This window comes from Kribbella deserti, assembly GCF_042434725.1.
Lineage (GTDB): Bacteria > Actinomycetota > Actinomycetes > Propionibacteriales > Kribbellaceae > Kribbella > Kribbella deserti.
This window is the reverse complement of sequence record NZ_JBHLTC010000041.1, coordinates 194,973-212,608: the sequence shown is the minus strand read 5'-3', so window position 1 is coordinate 212,608 and position 17,636 is coordinate 194,973. Positions and strand designations below refer to the sequence as shown.

The window sequence follows — 17,636 nt, the reverse complement described above, 5'->3', positions numbered from 1 at the left end:
GTCCCGCTGTTAGCGGCGGACGGTGGCGGTGATGGGGGAGCCGACCGTCCAGCCGAGGGAGTGGTAGAGGGCTCGGCCGTCCTCGGTGGCCACCAGCGCGGCTCGCCGTACGCCGCGTTCGGCGGCGGCGTACTCCAGCGTTGTCATGACCAGCCGGCCGAGGCCGCGCCTGCGACGGGCGGGTTCGGTCTCCACCTGGTCGACGGTCATCACGCCCTGCGCGAATGCTCCCTGCGCGCGGGCGGCCGGTTCGCCCTGGCCGGTGACCGCGACGACCTTCACCAAGGACGTTCCGTCCTCCGTCACCTTCACGTCGTACGACTCGTGCCGTGGTTCCGGCACCGCGGCGAGGTCCTTGCTCATCAGGAACTCGCGCGGCTCGACCCGCCAGCCCTCATCAACGGGCACCGGGGGCGCCGTACCGCGTGAAACCGCCCAGCCGAACACCCACGCCCGCACCACCTCGTCAACGTCCACGGACCAACCCTTCCACCCGCCACCGACAAGACGAGGCGGCCGGGGCAGCGGGGGAATAGGATCGGAGCGTGCCGGGGCCGTCCGGCGAGGGATTGGAGCGCGCGTGAGTCACACCGTGGTGGCCGAGCTGGTGGCGAACGTCTGGAAAGTGACGGCCAAGGCCGGGGACACCGTCGGACCCGAGGACACCTTGGTGATCCTGGAGTCGATGAAGATGGAGATCCCGGTACTGGCCGAGGTGGCCGGCACCATCGTGGCGATGAAGGTCGTCGAGGGTGAGGTTGTCAACGACGGCGACCCGATAGCCGTCATCGAAGCAGACTGATCCAGCCAGGTTCCGAACAAAACGGCCGCTCCGGCGGTCTTATCACCTGGACAGCAGACCAAGAGAAGACTGAACTTCGGCTGAGAGGCCGGAGCGCCGGGAACTTCGGCGTGGAACGCGACGTTCACCACCCGTACAGCCGTACAAGGCATCTCAGGGTTCAGCCCGGGTGTCCCCGACGTGCGCAGAGGACGGTGAACGCGGCACCATGGTGGTCACGCTCATTGCACCGCAGATCGCGGATCGCAGAACGGGAACACAGGGAGGCGCCGTCGTGACAGCATCCGACACCGCCTCTGCCGGGCTGCCCGAGCCGGCTCAGGCGCTGCCGAGCTGGGACGAGATCGTGCGCGATCACTCCGCCCGGGTGTACCGGCTGGCGTATCGGCTGACCGGGAACAAGCACGACGCGGAGGACCTCACCCAGGAGGTTTTCGTCCGGGTGTTCCGGTCCCTGTCGTCGTACACGCCTGGCACCTTCGAGGGCTGGCTGTACCGCATCACCACGAACCTCTTTCTCGACGGCGCCCGCCGCAAGCAGCGGATCCGCTTCGACGGCCTGCCCGAGGACGCGCACGACCGGCTGCCGGCCCGCGGTCACGGCCCGGCGGAGAAGTACGATCACGATTCGTTCGATCACGACGTGCAGAGCGCGCTGGACTCGCTGCCGGAGGACTTCCGCGCCGCCGTGGTGCTCTGCGACATCGAAGGCATGACCTATGACGAGATCGCCGACGTCCTGGACGTGAAGCTCGGCACCGTGCGCAGCCGCATCCACCGCGGCCGTTCGATGCTGCGCAAGCACCTCGAGCACCGGGCGCCGCGCGACGGACAGACCCGGGTCAGCGGCCCACCGGCCGATGGCCCCCTCGTTGCCGGAGGTGACGGCCGATGACGAGCCAGCACCCGCTCGACAAGCTCAGCGCGGCGGTTGACGGCGCGCTTGACCACGAGACCCGGGAGAAGGTGCTCAGCCATCTGGTCGGCTGTGACGCCTGCCGGGCCGAGGTGGACGCGCAGCGCCGGCTCAAGGCCCGCATGCTGGAGCTGGATACACCCGGCCCGTCCGAGGACCTGATGCAGCGTCTGCTCGGCGTGCCCGCGTTCGCGACCGAACCACGCGAGGAGATCCGCCCGGTGCTCACGCCGGCGGTCAGCCTCAGCCCGCAGCGATCGGCCTTTCCGGCCGCACGGACCGGCCCGACCCGCCCCGGCGGTCAGCGCCCGGCCCGCACCACCCGGCGGCGTACGACGGTGCTCGGCGCGGCCGGTTCCGCGGCCGCGGTGGCGACGCTGCTCGGTACGGCTTTTGTCATCGGTGATCCCGCCCGGGAGCAGCAGCCGCCGTTGCTGCAGCCCCCGGTGAGCAGCTTCTCCGCGGACTACGCCAGCACGATGACCGGTTACCCGTTCGGCGATCCGGCCGCGCTCTTGTCGTCGCTGAACGGTTCGGGCTCCGTCCTGCTCCAGCCGGCGGCTTCCTCCGGCCGGTAGTGATGGCCACTTCGACCAAGAGCCTCCAGCGGGTGGCCGTGCTCGTCGGTACGGCGCTGCTGTCGTTCGGCCTGCCCGTACCGCACGCGCAGGCCGAATCCCCGCCGCCGGCGGACCGGGCCGACTCGCCGAGCGCGATCACCTGGCTCGAGCGGGCCGCCTCCGCGCCGGACCGGGTTTCGTTCCACGCCACCCAGCAGGTCACCTCGTGGGGCCCGCAGGGCGCGAGCTCGGCCGTGCTCGACGTGGTGCATGCCGCGCAACAGGGTTCCCAGATCACCGTGCTCGGAACGGGCGAGTCCGACGGCGTGAAGGCCTTCATCCAGCGAACCGAACACAGCCTCGGTCCGACCGTCGACGGCGGCCCGCTGTCCCTGCTCCAGGCGACGTACCAGCTTGTCCTCGCGGGCGAAACCAGCACCATCGGGCGTTCGGCGGTGCTGGTCGAGGCCCGTCGCGACGATCAGACCCTGGCGGCCCGGTTCTGGATCGACAAGGTGACGGGCCTGCTGTTGCAGCGCCAGTTGTTCACCGTCGACGGCACCAAGGTGGTCCGCGCGACCGTCTTCACCGCGCTGGACGTCGGGCCCAAGCAGGAGTTCATCAGCCACCTGCCGCCGATGCTGCCCGAGGGCGGTGAGAGCGCGCTGGGAAAGCACGAGGCGGGCCGCCTGCGCAGCGAAGGCTGGAACTGCGCCGACCAGCTCCCCGCGTCTTTGCGGTTGTACGACGTGCACACCGACCAGGCCTCCGGTTCGATCCAGTTCGCGTACTCGGACGGCCTGTTCAACGTGTCGGTGTTCGAGCAGCGCGGGGCTCTCGATCCGGCCGCGCTGACCGGCTATACCGCCGCCACGACCCACGAGGGCGCGCCGGTCTACCTCCGCTACGGCATGCCGTCGTACGCCGTGTGGGAGTCGAACGGCATCGTCTACACCCTGGTCGGCGATATCCCGTTCGACGTGATGGATCAGGTGGTCGCGGCGTTCCCGCACGAGCTGCCCGAACAACCGCGCGCACTGGATCGCATGGGCAAGGGACTGGCCAAAATGGCGTTGTGGCTCACGCCGATGGGTGCGCTGTCGTCAAAGCTGGGATAATCGTTGAGAGCGGGTGCTGGACAGGCCCGCGACCGGATGAGACGACAACGTGAGGTGGGCCCGATGAGCTGGCACGACTCGGAGCCGACCACTCCTGTCCCGAGCAATCCGGACCAGACCGAGCCGACCCGCGTGCTGCCGCAGCAACCTCTGCACCAGCCTGGCAGCGCCCCGGTCAATCCGAATCTGACCCAGCGCCCCGAGCCGCGTCCGTACCTCAGTGGTCAGGGCGCGCCGACGGAGCCGGTCTTCAAGCCCGTCTACCAGGGCCAGGCGTGGCCGACGGAGCGGCGCGGTATGTACGGACCGCCGCCACCGCCGATCCAGCCCTGGCACCAGCAGCAGGCCGTCGCGTACACGCCACCGTCGAACAGCAACAAAAGCGGCCGGGTGATCGTGCTGGCCGCGGTTGTCGCGTTGCTGGTCGGCCTGATCGGTGGCGCGGCCGCCGCGCTCGGTGTGGTCGCGCTCGACGACAACGTGTCCAGCGAACCGCCGCCCGCTATCGGAAACGGCGCCGCGCCCCGGCTGCGAACCGGTTCCGTGTCCGCGGTGGCGGCCAGTCTGTTGCCGAGCGTGGTTCAGCTCAAGGTGCAAGGTGGCGGTGACGCGGGCACCGGCTCGGGCTTCGTGATCGACGGCGAGGGGCACGTCCTCACCAACAACCACGTGGTCTCCCCGGCGGCCGAGCCCGGCGGCAAGATCCAGATCGTCACCGACAAGGGCGCCACCGCCTCCGCGCGTTTGGTCGGCCGCTCCCCGGCGTACGACCTGGCCGTGGTGCAGGTGACCGGCCTGACCGCGCCGGCGGTGCAGTTCGGCCGCTCGGACGTCGCGGTGGTCGGCCAGGACGTGCTGGCCATCGGTTCCCCGCTCGGCCTCGCCGGTACGGTCACGGCCGGCATCGTCTCGGCCAAGAACCGGCCCGTCACGGCGGGTGGTGAGGGCGAGATCTCCTACATCAACGCGCTGCAGACCGATGCCGCGATCAACCCGGGCAACTCCGGCGGCCCGCTCGTCGACATGAACGGCCGCGTGATCGGCGTGAACTCGGCCATCGCCACCGTGCGGGGCACCAGCGCGGGCAGCAGCGGCAACATCGGCCTCGGGTTCGCCATTCCGATCGACCAGGCCCGCCGCACCGCCCAGCAACTGATCGCGACCGGTAAGGCGTCGTACCCGGTGATCGGGGCCAGCGTCGACATGCAGTTCGAGGGCGGTGCCAAGGTCAGCGGCGTGAACCCGGCCTCACCGGCGCAGAAGGCCGGCTTGCGGACCGGGGACGTCATCACCGAGATCGAGGGCAAGGCCGTGACCAGCGCGGAGGCCTTGATCGTCGCCATTCGCGCCCACCAGCCGGGGGAGAACGTGCGGCTGAGTTATCAGCGCGACGGCCAGACGCGGCAGGTTTCGGTCAAACTGGGCCAGCAGACGGGCTGATCCACCGGCGGTCGTTGCCAACGGCTACCCTGGCTGCGGCTCGCCCGCGCCGCGCGGCCGATCGGGAGTGAGGAGGGGACATGTTCGGTATCGGGGTTCCCGAGATGATGGTGATCGGTGTGGTCGCCATTCTCGTGTTCGGCCCGGACCGGTTGCCGGAGTTCGCCCGGACCGCCGGTCGCCTGCTGCGCCAGATGCGCCAGATGGTCACCAACGCACAAACCGATCTGCGTAACGAGCTGGGCCCGGAGTTCGCGGACCTGGACGTGCGCGACCTCAACCCGCGCAGCTTCGTGCGCAAGCACCTGCTCGAGGGCATCGACGATGACGACGCCGACGCGCTGGACAAGCCGGTCGGCTCCTCGATGGACCTGATGGGCGACCGTCCGCGCCTGCCCGCCGGGCAGCCCGCGCCGTACGACTCCGAGGCGACCTAACCTTTAAGCAGGTCGTAGACGACCTTGTCGTCGACCGTCCCGTCGCCGAGCGGGAAGGCGGCCCGCTCGGTACCGACATGTTCGAAGCCGGCCGCCTCGGCCACGCGACGGGCCGCCTGGTTGGACGCGGCGGTCCCGATGAACAGCCTCTTACCGCCGAAACCGCCCTCCGCCGCCGGCGTGAAGTACCACTCGGCGATGCGTCGTACGGCGGCCGACATCAGGCCTCGCCCGGCCCCTTCGGGGTGGCCCCAGTAGCCCAGCTCGCCCTCACCGGGGAAGTTGCCCTCGACCGGCGGCACCGGATCGCTCAGCCGGAACAACGTCACGTTGCCGAAGGCAACATCCGTGTCCGGATCGGCGACGCACCAGTTGAACCGCAGCCCCTGCGCGGCCTGCAACCGGACGTGCCCGAGTAGCCAGCGACTCGCCGCGAGATCGAACGGCTGCCGGATGAACGGCAGGAAATGAGCGGTCGCGTCGTTCGTCCGAGCCTCGCTCATCCGGTCGAGCTCGTCCTCACGCCAATCCCGCAACCGCACCCGCGGTGTCTCCAGCACGGGGTTCACGAACCAGGGCGTCTGCGGTTCGCGCTTGTCCTTCGGGCCGATCCACCCTGTCCACGCGTCGTGCCGCGCGCCGCGCTGTTCCAGCATGCCGGGGATCGTGGCCCCGAAGTGGAAGCCGGTCGCCCAGGCCACTCGCCGCGAACCCCAGTTGCCGGCATACGCCCGCCAGTGCACGACCGAATAACCGCGACTGGTGAATCCCCAGTCCAGCAACAGCCGCACCGCGCGCTTCGCGACACCCGAGCCGCGGGCCCAGCCGGACAGCCCGAAGGCGATCTCGGCATTGCCGCCACCTTCTGGCCGGAGCTCGACCGAACCGGCGAACCGGCCGTCGTAGTCGATGGCGAAAACGAAGCCGGTCTCGGCCGTCCACGCCGCCGGGATCGACGTGCTGAGCCACGCCAGCGCCTGCTCCTCGCCGTACGGCTGCGGTACGCCGGTCCACCGGATGCTCACCGGGTCATTGCACTGGGCAACAACTCCGGCGGCGTCGGACGGACTGGGCGCGCGTAGCGTGACGACACCATCGGACAGGACCGGGACCTGCGCGGGAAACTCCACCCGCGCAGTTTCACCCGGTCAAACCGGTGGCCGCAAACCGATTAGCGACCGGCGGGGGAGAGCCCGAGCTGGCGGCCGAGCAGACCACGCGGCTTACCGCCGAGGCGGTCCGCGATCTGCGCGAGTTCCATCGCGGCCGGGGTTTCGGGATCGGCCATCGCCAGCGGCTGGCCGTTGTCGCCGCCACTGCGGAGGCGCTCGTCCAACGGGACCTGGCCGAGCAGCGGGATGGGGTAGCCGAGGCGGGTGGACAGGGTCTCGGCGACCCGGGCGCCACCGCCAGAGCCGAAGATCTCGATCCGGTGCTCGGGACCACAGTGCGGGCAGGGCAGGAACGACATGTTCTCGATCACGCCGGCCACCCGCTGGTGCACCATCTGCGCCATCGTGCCCGCACGCTCGGCCACCTCGGCGGCGGCCTCCTGCGGCGTGGTGACCACGATGACCTCGGCGCTGGTCAGCCGCTGGCCGACCGAGATCGCGATGTCACCGGTGCCTGGCGGCAGGTCGAGCAGCAGCACGTCCAGGTCGCCCCAGTAGACGTCGGCGAGCATCTGCACCAGTGCGCGGTCCAGGATCGGTCCACGCCAGGCGACCACCTGCTCGCGCTTCGGCTTCAGCATGCCGATCGAGATCACCTTCACGCCGTGCGCGGGCACCGGCATGATCATGTCCTCGACCGAGGTCGGCCGCTCGTCCGCGACGCCGAACATGGCCGGAATCGAGTGACCGTAGATGTCCGCGTCCAGCACGCCGACGGACAGACCGCGGCGCGCCATCGCGACGGCCAGGTTCACCGTCACCGAGGACTTGCCGACACCACCCTTGCCGGAGGCGATCGCGAAGACCTTGGTGAGCGAGTCCGGCCGGGAGAACGGGATCTCCTTCTCCGCGTGACCACCGCGGAGCTGGGTCTGCAGGGCGGCACGCTGCTCGGTGGACATCACGCCGAGCTCGATCTCCACCCCGGTGACACCCTCGACGGACTGCACCGCGGCGGTGGTGTCCCGGCGCAGCGTGTCCTTCATCGGGCAACCGGCGACGGTCAGCAGGATTTTCACCGCGACAACGCCATCGGTACGGACGACGACGGACTCGACCATGCCAAGTTCGGTGATCGGCTTCTTGATCTCGGGATCGATCACCGAGCCCAGTGCGGCGGTCACCTGGTCTGCAGTTGGGGACATGCTCACCAGGCTACGCGGTGCCACCCAGCCACCCCACCACGGTCCATGTGACGTACGTCGTCACCCGGTAAGTTGGCCGCTGTGCCTGTCGTCGCCGTAACGGTCTGCCCACACCCCCCGATCCTCGTTCCGCAGGTCGCGGCCGGCGCGGCGCCCGAAACCGGCGACCTCCGGGCGGCGGCCATCGCGGCGGTCAAATCCCTGGCCGACGCCGAGGCTGTCCTGATGATCGGTTCCGGTCCGACCACCGGGCTCGAGTTCGGCCCGGGGCAGACCGACTTGGCGGCGTACGGCGCGCGCGAGGTCGATCTCGGCATCGAGCCGGACGCGCCGTTGTCCCTGTTGATCGGCGCCTGGCTCCTGCGCGAAGCGGGCATCCCGGTCTGGTCAGGCCTGACCGTCGCGGCCGACGCGGCACCGGCGGATTGCGTAGAACTCGGCCAACGGCTGGCGGCGGATCCACGTCGGCTGGGCCTGCTCGTGATGGGCGACGGCTCGGCCCGGCAAAGCGAGCACGCCCCGGCCCACCTGCATCCCCGGGCTGTGGCCTTCGATGACGCGGTCGCCTCGGCGCTCGCGACGGCCGACACCGCCGTACTGGACGCGCTCGATCCGTTCATCGCGGCCGAGGTCCAGGCGGCAGGCCGGGCGCCTTGGCAGGTACTGGCCGGAGCCGCCGAGGGATGCGAGTGGGACGCCCGGCTGGACTACGCGGCGGCGCCGTACGGCGTGGCCTACTTCGTCGCGCGCTGGTCCCTGTCGCGGGCCTCGATCGCTTCGGCTTGAGTAGCGAACGGTCCGGCCCAGCGGCAGGCCGCGTCGCCGACCACCCAGCCGTCGGGCGCCTCCCACACGGTCAAAGCCGACTCGCCTTCCAACGGTTCCAGGTACACCGCGTCCGTCCGAACGAACCGGTAGCCCTCCGGAGCCTGCTGTGCCAGCCACTCGAACGCCTTCGCGGCGGTCGCAGCAAGCCGTTCGGCGTTCTCGGGATCGGCCAGCGTGTGTACGCCGCACAACCGGGTGTGGGTGGGCCGTAGTTCGTTCTGCCAGAGGCGAACCTGAAGTTCCTCGGGCCCGGACAGGCGCCGGCCCAGGATGCGTGCGAGGCCGATGATGTCGAAGTTCAGCTCGTCAGGCGTACGGCGCCTGCCGGGTTGGAGTGGTTCGCCCGGCGCGGTACCGCGAGCGGTCCAGGGGCCGACGTGCCAGCGGGTCAGCGTCATACCAGCCCCCGGCGAATCCCGGCCGGCTGAGCCGTTCCACGCAGTACGGCGACCATGTCGAGGGTTTGCCGGGCCGCGGCGACATCGTGCACCCGGAACACCCGGGCACCGAGCCAGGCCGAGACCGTCAGCGCGGTGAGGGTTCCGACGCCACGCTGCGAGGGCGGTCGTTCCAGGGTTTCGCCGATGAAGTCCTTGTTCGAGACCGCCACCAGTACGGGCCATCCGGTGGTCACGAGTTCGTCGAGCCGGCGCGTCAGCTCCAGCGAGTGCAGGCTGTTCTTGCCGAAGTCGTGGGTGGGATCGATGACGATGCCGTCACGCCGTACGCCCAGGCCGACGGCCCGTTCGGCCAGTCGGCTGACGGTTTCGATCACGTCCGCAACCACATCGCGGTAGGCGACCCGGTGCGGATCGGTCCTTGGCACGGCGCCACCGGTGTGACTGCAGACCAGCCCCGCGCCGTACTCGGCGGCGGCCTCGGCGAGCCCGGGATCGGCGCCGGACCAAGTGTCGTTGAGCAGATCGGCGCCCGCGGCACAGACCCGCCGGGCGACTCCGGCCCGCCAGGTATCGACCGAGATGACCAGGTCCGGGTGGCGTTCGCGCACGGCCGCGACGAAGTCCACCGTGCGGCGGATCTCCTCTTCCTCGCTGACGGGTTCGCCGTAGCCGGCCTTGACGCCGCCGATGTCGATCAGGTCGGCGCCGTCGGCAACCGCCCGGTCGACGGCCTCGAGGGCGGCCGTGTCGGCGAATGTCGCGCCGCGGTCGTAGAACGAGTCAGGCGTACGGTTCACGATCGCCATCAGGGCGAACTGCTCCGGAGCGAAGGTCCTTCGCCCCAGCCTCAGCGTGCTGGTCACCGCTGCTCAGCCCGCTTCTGCTCCGGCCGTTTGCCCTCGGGCCGCTTGCCGGGGTTCGGGCCGTCCAGCTCCTGCAGTAGCGAGCGCAGCTCCGAACGCAGGAAGTCGCGGGTGGCCACTTCGCCGATGGACATCCGCAGCGCCGCCATCTCCCGGGCCAGGAACTCCATGTCGGCCCGAGTACGAGCGTCCACGTCACGGTCCCGCTCGTACTGCACCCGGTCGCGGGCCTCCTGCCGGTTCTGCGCGAGCAGGATCAGCGGAGCGGCGTACGACGCCTGCAGGCTCAGAGCCAACGTCAGGAAGATGAACGGGTACTCGTCGAAGCGCAGGTCCTTCGGCCCGACGATGTTCCAGCCGACCCAGAACAACACCGTCACGGTCATGTAGACCAGGAACTGCCCCGTGCCTAGGAACCGGGCGATCCGCTCCGACAACCTGCCGAACGCATCCGCGTCGTAGGCCCGTCGCCGTACCAGCGTGCGCCGTAGTTCGCGGGGGATGTCCAGCCGGTCCGCCGCCCGGGTGAGCCGCAGATCCCGGTGGTCGTCGTTCCTGTCGTCACGAGCCATTTCGGTGCACCCCCTCGACCTTGGAAGGCTCCCGCCAGTCCTCCGGGAGCAGGTGGTCCAGCACGTCGTCGACGGTAACGGCGCCGAGGAGCCGTCCTTCCTCGTCGACCACCGGCGCGGCCACCAGGTTGTACGTCGCCAGGTACTTGCTCACGGCCTGCAGACTGTCGTCCGCGTGCAGGCCGTCGAGATCGGTGTCGAGAACGCCCGAGACCAGCGCGGAAGGTGGTTCCCGCAGCAGGCGCTGGATATGCCCGACGCCGATGAACCGGCCCGTCGGGGTCTCCAGCGGCGGACGGCACACGTAGATCATCGCGGCGAGAGCCGGGCTGAGATCCGCGTTGCGCACGTGTGCGAGGGCGTCCGCCACAGTGGCGTCCGCAGGCAGGATGACCGGCTCGGACGTCATCAGTCCGCCCGCGGTGCGTTCCGAGTACGTCAGCAGCCGGCGGACGTCGTTCGCCTCTTCCGGCTCCATCAGGGTCAGCAGCCGTTCCGCGGTATCGGTCGGCAGTTCCGCGATCAGGTCGGCCGCGTCGTCCGGCGACATCTCCTCCAGCACGTCGGCCGCGCGCTCGGTATCGAGGCTGGCCAGGATCTCGACCTGGTCGTCCTCGGGCAGTTCCTCCAGTACGTCGGCAAGCCGCTCGTCGTCGAGGGCGCCGGCGATCTCGCTGCGCCGCTTCGACGACAACTCGTGCAGTACGGCGGCCAGGTCGGCGGGTTTCATCGTCTCGAACGCGGCCAGCAGGTGCGTCGCTCCCTGGCCTTCCTCGATCACCGCGAACCCGCTCACGTCGGACCAGTCCAGCACGTGCGTCTGGCCGCGGCGGCGGAACCGCTTCGCGCTCTCGGCGACGGCCACCTTCGCCAGCACCCAGTCCCGGGTCCGCCATTGCTCCATCGCGGCGTCGAACACCACGGCCGAGGTCCCGCTCTCACGGATCGTGACGGTTTTGTCGAGCAGTTCGCCGAGCACGAGTACCTCGGTCGGCCGCTGCTCGAAGCGGCGCATGTTCAGCAGGCCGGTAGTGACGACGTGGCCGACGTCCACCGAGGTGACTCGCGTCATCGGCAGGAAGATCCTCCGCCGGGTGAAGACCTCGATCACCAGTCCGAGCACTCGAGGTGGCTTCGTGTCCTGCCGGAGCATGACGACGACGTCGCGAACCTTGCCGACCTGGTCCCCGTTCGGGTCGTAAACGGGAAGACCGGCCAGCCGGGCGACATAGACGCGCGACGGGGCTCCACTCACACTGCGAAGGCTAACCCCTCCCGGCCAACCGGACCGGCCCACTCGCCCGTACGGCGGTGGACCGGCCAGTGCTGACAGGACTTCAGCGGCCCGACAGCGCCGGGTCCTTGACGGCAGCGATCAACTGCTCCTCAGTAACGTCGAGCTTCGACAGAGGCCGCTTGAGAAGCTGCCGCTCGGAGGTGTTACCGGCACCGCCGAAGACCGCCACAAAGGTCGATTGGCCGTCAGGACGGACGTAGTAGGCGAACCGGCTCGGGATGTTCTTGTAGGTAACGCCCTTGTAGACGCCGCTACTCGTCGCCTGGCCGACCTGAACCTTCGTCCCGTCGGGCAGGGTCTTCCACTGGCAGCTGAACTTGAGGATGCTCGGTGATTCGGCCTCTGGGCCGCAGTGAAGGTTCGTCTCTTTTTCCTTGGCCACGTGGATGCTCAGCATGCCGCTACCGCCGTCCTGCTCCCAGCTGCCGTGGCTGTACCACGCGGTCCAAACCTGGCCGGTCGCTGTCGAATCGGTCTGGCCCGAGCCGAGTCTGATGTCCGAGGTGTACTCCTTCTGTGGATCGATGTGCTTGACCACCGCCGCAGCGTGAATGGCCGCCCGCTTCCGCGGCTCCACGAACTTCGCCGTAATACTGGCGTTCGGGGTCGGAGTGTTGACGGCGAGCGGCGGCGTGCCGGCCGCGCCCACATCGTTGCCGAACTGCCCGGCTACCGCGTTGACGCCGAGGGCGGCCACGGCGACCGCCGACATCGCGGTGAGGCCCACACCGACCCGGCGTCGCCTGAGCCGCGAGCGGCCGCGCTCGATATCACCGGTCACGTCGGAGCTGGTGAGCTCCGTCCAGGCGGCACTACCCGCCATCCGGTCCTGCAGATCTTGTTCGTTCATGCTGATTCCTCCGCCAGTTCTTCGAATCGGGTGTCGGTCAACTGACGCCGGAGGTTGTCGAGTGCCTTGGAGGTTTGGCTTTTCACCGTGCCGCTGCTGATCTGCAGGTCAGCAGCGACCTCCTCGATGGTCAGCCCGAGCCAGTACCGCAGCACGAGGATCCTGCGCTGCCGCGGCCCGAGGGTGGCCAGTGCCTGGACCAGCTCGTCCCGCTCCTCGCTACCGAATGAGGATTGCGCCGGGTTGTCCGGAAGTTCACTGGCCGGCAGCTCTTCCCGCCGCCAGGGCCGGCGGTGGGCGTCGATGCTGGCGTTTACCAGGATGCGGCGTACGTAAGCGTCCTCGCCGCCACTACGCCGAATTCGCGGCCAGGCCACGTACAGCTTGGCAAGCGCCGCCCTCTTCGCGAGAATGTTGCCCAGGATCCTAAGAAAGTTTCGGTCTCCGTTTGGACCGTCGGTGCAGGGTGAACGGCCTCTTGCCCTTGGTGGTCGCCGGACTCCCCGGAGGCGTCTCAGCCCGCTCGCGCTCGTCGTACCGCCCAGCGGCCTCGGTGATCTCACCCGTCGGCTCAAGTACCAGCAGGTCGGCCGAGGCCTCCCAGCGTTCTAGCTGGTCGTCGAGGTTCGAGGCGTTCAAACGTTCCGTACGAAGCACCTGCGCGGCGGCAGTCCACTCGTCCGACCCGGGCTCCAGGCGCCGTACCGAGGCCTTCCAGCTGGCAAGGCGGCTAGTGGCGGGTTTAGCCGGTACGACGACCTCGGCCGCTCCGGCCTCGGCTAAACCCGGCAGCGGCTGCTCGTCCCCGTCTGACCCGTCAGCCAATACGACGTACGCGCCGTCGACCGTGGCGAACCAGGCGGGCGCGGGCCGGCGTCCGTCCCAGGACAGCCAGACCAGGCCGGCCTTCTTCATCACCCCGGCGATCTCCGCCTCTGCCTCGCTCACCCGCTCAGCCTGCCACAGGTCGGACCCGCGTGGCTGGCGGTGACACCGGCCACATCGCGGGCCCGGGGTGAGCGATGTCACCGGGTCCACCGGGGTGCATTCGCCGTACGCTGCGAATCAGCACACAGACGGTGTCACAGTGACGATGGAAGGTACGGCGATGGCTGAGCAGATTCCGGCCGGTAGGGCGTTGCGTTCCAGGCGTTCCTGCCTGGCCACCCCCGGATCCAACCCGCGCTTCCTGGAGAAGGCCAAGGGCCTGGACGCCGACCAGGTGTTCCTCGACTTGGAGGATTCGGTCGCGCCGATCGCCAAGGTCGACGCCCGCAAGAACATCGTGGCCGCGCTCAACGAGGGCGGCTGGGGCGAGAAGACCCGGGTGGTCCGGGTGAACGACTGGACCACCGAGTGGACGTATGCCGACGTGATCGAGGTCGTCTCCGGCGCCGGCGCGAACCTGGACTGCATCATGCTGCCGAAGGTGCAGACCGCCGAGCAGGTGGTGGCGCTCGACCTGCTGCTGACCCAGCTGGAACGCGTCCACGGCCTCGAGGTCGGACGCCTCGGCATCGAGGCCCAGATCGAGAACGCCCTCGGCCTCACCAACGTGAACGCCATCGCGCAGGCCTCGCCGCGGGTGGAGACCATCATCTTCGGGCCGGCCGACTTCATGGCCAGCATCAACATGAAGTCGCTGGTGGTCGGTGAGCAGCCGCCGGGCTACGACGTCGGCGACGCCTACCACTACATCCTGATGCAGATCCTGATGGCGGCCCGGGCCCACGGTAAGCAGGCGATCGACGGGCCCTACCTGCAGATCAAGGAGGTCGAGGGCTTCCGCCGGGTGGCCGGTCGTTCGGCCGCGCTCGGTTTCGACGGCAAGTGGGTGCTGCATCCGGACCAGATCGCCGCCGCGAACGAGGTCTACTCGCCCCGGCAGGACGACTACGACCACGCGGAGAACATTCTCGACGCGTACGACCACTTCACCTCGGCCGCCGGTGGCGCGCGCGGCGCGGTGATGCTCGGCGACGAGATGATCGACGAGGCCTCCCGCAAGATGGCGCTGGTCGTTTCCGCCAAGGGCCGCGCGGCGGGTATGACCCGCACCAACGTCTGGCAGGCGCCGGCCTAGTTCGTACCTGGTTGTTCGTTAAGGCGCGGGCAGGTCTTCGGCGGGACCGTCGGGGGCCTGCTCGCCGCGTTCGTCCCGGGGCGCGATCATGGCGGCCTCGGCGACGGCGCCGATCGTGAAGAGCACGCCGATCGCGTAAACGCCGAGCAACAGCCAGCTGCCGCCGAAGTTCGCGCTGCGAATCATCAGCCCGGTGAGGATCAGCAGCCAGGTCACCGACATGGCCAGGCCGCGGCGACTCCGGGCTTCGATCGGATGATCCTTGGACGCGCCGCGGAACTGGCCGCGGGACCACCACAACAAGCCGGCGAAAAGAATCAGCAGCGCGACCGGCCAGGCGATCCACCACCGGGGCCGGTCGTTCTGCACGAGCAGCACGATCTGAAGCAGGATCACCACAACGGTGAAGACCACCCCGATCACGCGGCCGGCTTGCCGCCAGCGCGGAACTACGGGAGCTGTCATGACGGCATGCTGCCAGAACGCGGGCGTTTTGTCGGCCACGCCACTTCGGCCGGGTGGTCCCGGTCACTGCGCGCCGGGTAGACCACCGGCCATGCTGGACCGCGATACTCGGGAGTAAGGCACGGCGGTTTCAGAGGCGACGAGAAGGCGGACAGCGATGAGCAGGCTGCAGCAGACCGAAGGGCTGACCGACGTCCAGGAGGAGATCCTGAAGACGGTCCGGGCCTTCGTCGAGTCCGAGATCATGCCGGTGGCGACCGAGCTCGAGCACAAGGACGAATACCCGACCGAGATCGTCGAGGGCCTCAAGGAACTCGGCCTGTTCGGCCTGATGATTCCCGAAGAGTACGGCGGCCTGGGCGAATCCCTGCTCACGTACGCCCTTTGCGTCGAGGAGATCGCCCGCGGCTGGATGAGCGTCTCCGGCATCATCAACACCCACTTCATCGTCGCGTACATGCTGTTGCAGCACGGGACCGACGAGCAGAAGCAGAAGTACCTGCCGCGCATGGCGACCGGCGATGTCCGCGGCGCCTTCTCGATGTCCGAACCGGGCTGCGGCTCCGACGTCGCGGCGATCAAAACGAAGGCCGTGCGGTCCGGTGAGGGCTACATCGTCAACGGCCAGAAGATGTGGCTGACGAACGGTGGTTCGGCCAATCTCGTCGCGGTGCTGGTCAAGACCGATGAAGGTTCGGACTCGGTCTACAAGAACATGACCACCTTCCTGGTCGAGAAGGAGCCGGGCTTCGGTGAGGTCCGCCCGGGTCTGACCGTGCCGGGCAAGATCGAGAAGATGGGCTACAAGGGTGTCGACACCACCGAGCTGATCTTCGACGGCTTCGAGATCGAGGCCGGGCAGATCCTGGGTGGCGTACCGGGCAAGGGCTTCTACCAGATGATGGACGGCGTCGAGGTCGGCCGGGTCAACGTCGCCGCGCGTGGCTGCGGGGTGGCGCGGCGGGCGTTCGAGCTGGGGATCGCGTACGCCCAGCAGCGGGAGACCTTCGGCAAGAAGATCGCCGAACACCAGGCCGTTCTCTTCCGCCTGGCCGACATGGCGGTCAAGGTCGAGGCCGCGCACGAGCTGATGGTGAAGGCCGCGCGTAAGAAGGACTCGGGTCTCCGCAACGACTTCGAAGCCGGGGTAGCGAAGTACCTGGCCAGCGAATACTGCTCCCAGGTCGTCGAAGACTCCTTCCGAATCCACGGCGGCTACGGCTTCTCCAAGGAATACGAAATCGAACGCCTCTACCGAGAAGCCCCCATGCTCCTCATCGGCGAAGGCACCGCCGACATCCAACGCATGATCATCGGCCGCCGCCTACTAGAAGACTACAAACTCTGACCCGAGCGTAGAACCGCTCCGGCCCTGAGGGGCGAGCCTCGCTGTACTTCTGGGAATGGGAGAACGGCCAAGATTCACCGAGCACCTTGGCCGTTCGTTGTGGGGAGCTAGGCAAATCTCAGCCGGTTAGGCGTTGGTCTGGGGGGAGGTGGCGGGTGGTGCCGGAGCCGTGGCCGGACAGGAGCCAGATGCCTAGTTGGGTTACCTCGTGCAGGACTGACGCACCAGCGCGGCGGGTGGTGATCAGGCCGGCCTCGCGGAGCACCGTGGCCTGGTGACTTGCCGCGGCCGGGGAGATCTTGCAACGACGCGCCAGCTCCGTCGTCGTACAGCCACTAACCGCAGCCTCGAGCGCCGCCGCCCGGGTGGACCCCAGCAACGATCCCAGCGCCTCCGAACCACTCGACGACGTTTCCGCACCGGCCGGCCGCAGTATTCCCGGCGCATGCTGAATCGGATACACCAGGATCGGCCGCAACTCCGGATCCTGCAGCTTGGTAGGCGCTCGCCAGCAGAAGGCCGACGGCTGCAACTCGATGCCACGCCCATCCAGATACAGATCCCGGTCGTTCATATCGAGCACCTGCAGAACCGGCGGTGCCCAGCGCACGCGCGGATGCAACGTCGACAGCAACTGGTCGACGCCGTGCCGGGCCAGCGATTCGCCGCGGTGACTGTGGTCCGCGCTGACGTGGGTGCCGATCGACTTCCAGTACGGCGCGATCGCCGCGTCGTGGTACGTGCGCAGGGCCCGGCCGAGCCGGTTCATCGCCGCGCGATCACCACTGGCGAGTTCCCGGGTCCACGGCGAGACCGGGCGGTACTTGCTGAGCAGAGCCAGCTGGTTGCGAACCGCCTGCCGCGGTGTCGACAACGCCATCTCCAGCGCGGAGTCGAAGTCCGACGGGGCATCCGCCGGGGTCAGGAAGTCCGGCGAATATCCCCAGGCCGGGGTGAGCTCCAGCAGCAGGCGCATCTGGTCGGGCGCGACGGTGGCACGCACATGCCGCCGCCAGTCCTCGAAGACCAGTCGTCCGTCCTGGTGCTGCAGCATGTGCAGACTGAGCAGAATCTCCCAAAGTGGTGCTGGACTCGTCGAGACCGTCGTCCGTGCGAGGTCCCGAGGAGTGAAGTGAATGCGAAGCACGACGCTCTCCTCCCGGCTACCGGCTCATTGCCACGCCCCCATGCCGGTCGGTCGCTGACCGTGAAGACCTGCTGACCGAACGCGATGCAGGCATTCAAACAAAGCGCCGGGAGCATCCACAAGGAGGGATGGCACGTCCTGAGGGAGCAATGCTGGCCATGGCACGCTGTTGCCAGGTTGGAAAAGTTGTGG

At 68.8% G+C, this 17,636-nt stretch carries 21 protein-coding genes; 9 read left to right on the top strand and 12 right to left on the bottom strand.

Going from position 1 to position 17,636, the window contains the following annotated elements; all coding sequences use genetic code 11:
• Positions 1-9: 9 nt before the first annotated feature.
• A complete protein-coding gene (locus ACFFGN_RS34030; RefSeq protein WP_380056670.1) occupies positions 10-477 on the bottom strand; it encodes a GNAT family N-acetyltransferase in 468 nt (155 codons plus the stop codon).
• Between the two features lie 103 nt (positions 478-580).
• Between ACFFGN_RS34030 and ACFFGN_RS34025 the strand changes: the two genes are divergently transcribed.
• The 6 genes from ACFFGN_RS34025 to ACFFGN_RS34000 all read left to right on the top strand — a co-directional run bounded on the left by ACFFGN_RS34025 (position 581) and on the right by ACFFGN_RS34000 (position 5,273).
• Positions 581-802 carry a biotin/lipoyl-binding carrier protein gene (locus ACFFGN_RS34025; protein WP_380056667.1) on the top strand — a complete coding sequence of 74 codons (222 nt, stop codon included), beginning with the start codon at positions 581-583 and terminating at the stop codon, positions 800-802.
• Between the two features lie 208 nt (positions 803-1,010).
• On the top strand, positions 1,011-1,697 hold the full coding sequence (gene sigE / locus ACFFGN_RS34020; RefSeq protein ID WP_380056665.1) for an RNA polymerase sigma factor SigE: 687 nt from the start codon (positions 1,011-1,013) through the stop codon (positions 1,695-1,697).
• Complete coding sequence (locus tag ACFFGN_RS34015) at positions 1,694-2,296, top strand: anti-sigma factor family protein (RefSeq protein ID WP_380056662.1); 603 nt, start codon at positions 1,694-1,696, stop codon at positions 2,294-2,296. Before sigE ends, ACFFGN_RS34015 begins: the two co-directional genes overlap by 4 nt.
• 2 nt (positions 2,297-2,298) lie before the next feature.
• Positions 2,299-3,396, top strand: coding sequence for a sigma-E factor regulatory protein RseB domain-containing protein (locus tag ACFFGN_RS34010; RefSeq protein ID WP_380056659.1), 1,098 nt, complete (start codon positions 2,299-2,301; stop codon positions 3,394-3,396).
• 63 nt (positions 3,397-3,459) lie between these two features.
• Complete coding sequence (locus tag ACFFGN_RS34005; RefSeq protein ID WP_380056657.1) at positions 3,460-4,836, top strand: S1C family serine protease; 1,377 nt, start codon at positions 3,460-3,462, stop codon at positions 4,834-4,836.
• Positions 4,837-4,916: 80 nt separating this feature from the next.
• Entirely contained in the window at positions 4,917-5,273 is a 357-nt protein-coding gene (locus ACFFGN_RS34000) for a sec-independent translocase (RefSeq protein ID WP_380056654.1), read from the top strand.
• Here ACFFGN_RS34000 and ACFFGN_RS33995 read toward each other — a convergent pair.
• Complete coding sequence (locus ACFFGN_RS33995; protein ID WP_380056651.1) at positions 5,270-6,403, bottom strand: GNAT family N-acetyltransferase; 1,134 nt, start codon at positions 6,401-6,403, stop codon at positions 5,270-5,272. The genes ACFFGN_RS34000 and ACFFGN_RS33995 overlap by 4 nt on opposite strands.
• 41 nt (positions 6,404-6,444) lie before the next feature.
• Entirely contained in the window at positions 6,445-7,590 is a 1,146-nt protein-coding gene (locus ACFFGN_RS33990) for an Mrp/NBP35 family ATP-binding protein (RefSeq protein WP_380056648.1), read from the bottom strand.
• An 81-nt stretch (positions 7,591-7,671) separates the two neighbouring features.
• Between ACFFGN_RS33990 and ACFFGN_RS33985 the strand changes: the two genes are divergently transcribed.
• Complete coding sequence (locus ACFFGN_RS33985) at positions 7,672-8,376, top strand: class III extradiol dioxygenase subunit B-like domain-containing protein (protein WP_380056645.1); 705 nt, start codon at positions 7,672-7,674, stop codon at positions 8,374-8,376.
• Here the strand turns inward: ACFFGN_RS33985 and ACFFGN_RS33980 are convergent.
• The 7 genes from ACFFGN_RS33980 to ACFFGN_RS33950 all read right to left on the bottom strand — a co-directional run bounded on the left by ACFFGN_RS33980 (position 8,325) and on the right by ACFFGN_RS33950 (position 13,349).
• A complete protein-coding gene (locus ACFFGN_RS33980; RefSeq protein ID WP_380056643.1) occupies positions 8,325-8,816 on the bottom strand; it encodes a hypothetical protein in 492 nt (163 codons plus the stop codon). The two genes, ACFFGN_RS33985 and ACFFGN_RS33980, sit on opposite strands and share 52 nt — an antisense overlap.
• Positions 8,813-9,682, bottom strand: a complete 870-nt coding sequence (gene folP / locus ACFFGN_RS33975; protein WP_446685232.1) for a dihydropteroate synthase — start codon at positions 9,680-9,682, stop codon at positions 8,813-8,815. The genes ACFFGN_RS33980 and folP overlap by 4 nt, the downstream gene beginning before the upstream one ends.
• Positions 9,679-10,254, bottom strand: coding sequence for a DUF1003 domain-containing protein (locus ACFFGN_RS33970; RefSeq protein WP_380056640.1), 576 nt, complete (start codon positions 10,252-10,254; stop codon positions 9,679-9,681). The genes folP and ACFFGN_RS33970 overlap by 4 nt, the downstream gene beginning before the upstream one ends.
• Positions 10,244-11,509, bottom strand: coding sequence for a magnesium transporter MgtE N-terminal domain-containing protein (locus ACFFGN_RS33965; protein ID WP_380056637.1), 1,266 nt, complete (start codon positions 11,507-11,509; stop codon positions 10,244-10,246). The genes ACFFGN_RS33970 and ACFFGN_RS33965 overlap by 11 nt, the downstream gene beginning before the upstream one ends.
• Positions 11,510-11,591: 82 nt before the next feature.
• Positions 11,592-12,401, bottom strand: coding sequence for a hypothetical protein (locus ACFFGN_RS33960; protein WP_380056635.1), 810 nt, complete (start codon positions 12,399-12,401; stop codon positions 11,592-11,594).
• Positions 12,398-12,784 (bottom strand): sigma-70 family RNA polymerase sigma factor, encoded by a 387-nt coding sequence (locus tag ACFFGN_RS33955; RefSeq protein ID WP_380056766.1) that lies wholly within the window; start codon positions 12,782-12,784, stop codon positions 12,398-12,400. The genes ACFFGN_RS33960 and ACFFGN_RS33955 overlap by 4 nt, the downstream gene beginning before the upstream one ends.
• 43 nt (positions 12,785-12,827) lie before the next feature.
• Positions 12,828-13,349, bottom strand: a complete 522-nt coding sequence (locus ACFFGN_RS33950; RefSeq protein WP_380056632.1) for a hypothetical protein — start codon at positions 13,347-13,349, stop codon at positions 12,828-12,830.
• Between the two features lie 160 nt (positions 13,350-13,509).
• On the opposite strand from ACFFGN_RS33950, the gene ACFFGN_RS33945 reads away from it, so the two are divergent.
• Positions 13,510-14,484, top strand: coding sequence for an HpcH/HpaI aldolase/citrate lyase family protein (locus ACFFGN_RS33945; RefSeq protein WP_380056629.1), 975 nt, complete (start codon positions 13,510-13,512; stop codon positions 14,482-14,484).
• Between the two features lie 18 nt (positions 14,485-14,502).
• Here ACFFGN_RS33945 and ACFFGN_RS33940 read toward each other — a convergent pair whose 3' ends face one another.
• Positions 14,503-14,949, bottom strand: coding sequence for a hypothetical protein (locus ACFFGN_RS33940; RefSeq protein ID WP_380056626.1), 447 nt, complete (start codon positions 14,947-14,949; stop codon positions 14,503-14,505).
• A 157-nt stretch (positions 14,950-15,106) separates the two neighbouring features.
• Between ACFFGN_RS33940 and ACFFGN_RS33935 the strand changes: the two genes are divergently transcribed.
• The gene (locus ACFFGN_RS33935) at positions 15,107-16,297 is read left to right on the top strand and encodes an acyl-CoA dehydrogenase family protein (protein ID WP_380056623.1); all 1,191 of its coding nucleotides are present in this window, start codon (positions 15,107-15,109) and stop codon (positions 16,295-16,297) included.
• Positions 16,298-16,415: 118 nt separating this feature from the next.
• Here ACFFGN_RS33935 and ACFFGN_RS33930 read toward each other — a convergent pair whose 3' ends face one another.
• The gene (locus ACFFGN_RS33930; protein WP_380056620.1) at positions 16,416-17,444 is read right to left on the bottom strand and encodes an ArsR/SmtB family transcription factor; all 1,029 of its coding nucleotides are present in this window, start codon (positions 17,442-17,444) and stop codon (positions 16,416-16,418) included.
• Positions 17,445-17,636 lie beyond the last annotated feature (192 nt).

Excerpts from the sequence above, each read along its gene's own strand:
- ACFFGN_RS33940 (WP_380056626.1), bottom strand. The coding sequence starts at position 14,949 with ATGACAGCTCCCGTAGTTCCGCGCTGGCGGCAAGCCGGCCGCGTGATC.
- ACFFGN_RS33945 (WP_380056629.1), top strand. The coding sequence starts at position 13,510 with ATGGCTGAGCAGATTCCGGCCGGTAGGGCGTTGCGTTCCAGGCGTTCC.
- ACFFGN_RS33970 (WP_380056640.1), bottom strand. The coding sequence starts at position 10,254 with ATGGCTCGTGACGACAGGAACGACGACCACCGGGATCTGCGGCTCACC.
- ACFFGN_RS34005 (WP_380056657.1), top strand. The coding sequence starts at position 3,460 with ATGAGCTGGCACGACTCGGAGCCGACCACTCCTGTCCCGAGCAATCCG.
- ACFFGN_RS34010 (WP_380056659.1), top strand. The coding sequence starts at position 2,299 with ATGGCCACTTCGACCAAGAGCCTCCAGCGGGTGGCCGTGCTCGTCGGT.
- ACFFGN_RS33960 (WP_380056635.1), bottom strand. The coding sequence starts at position 12,401 with ATGAACGAACAAGATCTGCAGGACCGGATGGCGGGTAGTGCCGCCTGG.
- ACFFGN_RS34015 (WP_380056662.1), top strand. The coding sequence starts at position 1,694 with ATGACGAGCCAGCACCCGCTCGACAAGCTCAGCGCGGCGGTTGACGGC.
- ACFFGN_RS33935 (WP_380056623.1), top strand. The coding sequence starts at position 15,107 with ATGAGCAGGCTGCAGCAGACCGAAGGGCTGACCGACGTCCAGGAGGAG.
- ACFFGN_RS33980 (WP_380056643.1), bottom strand. The coding sequence starts at position 8,816 with ATGACGCTGACCCGCTGGCACGTCGGCCCCTGGACCGCTCGCGGTACC.
- sigE (WP_380056665.1), top strand. The coding sequence starts at position 1,011 with ATGGTGGTCACGCTCATTGCACCGCAGATCGCGGATCGCAGAACGGGA.
- ACFFGN_RS33990 (WP_380056648.1), bottom strand. The coding sequence starts at position 7,590 with ATGTCCCCAACTGCAGACCAGGTGACCGCCGCACTGGGCTCGGTGATC.
- ACFFGN_RS34000 (WP_380056654.1), top strand. The coding sequence starts at position 4,917 with ATGTTCGGTATCGGGGTTCCCGAGATGATGGTGATCGGTGTGGTCGCC.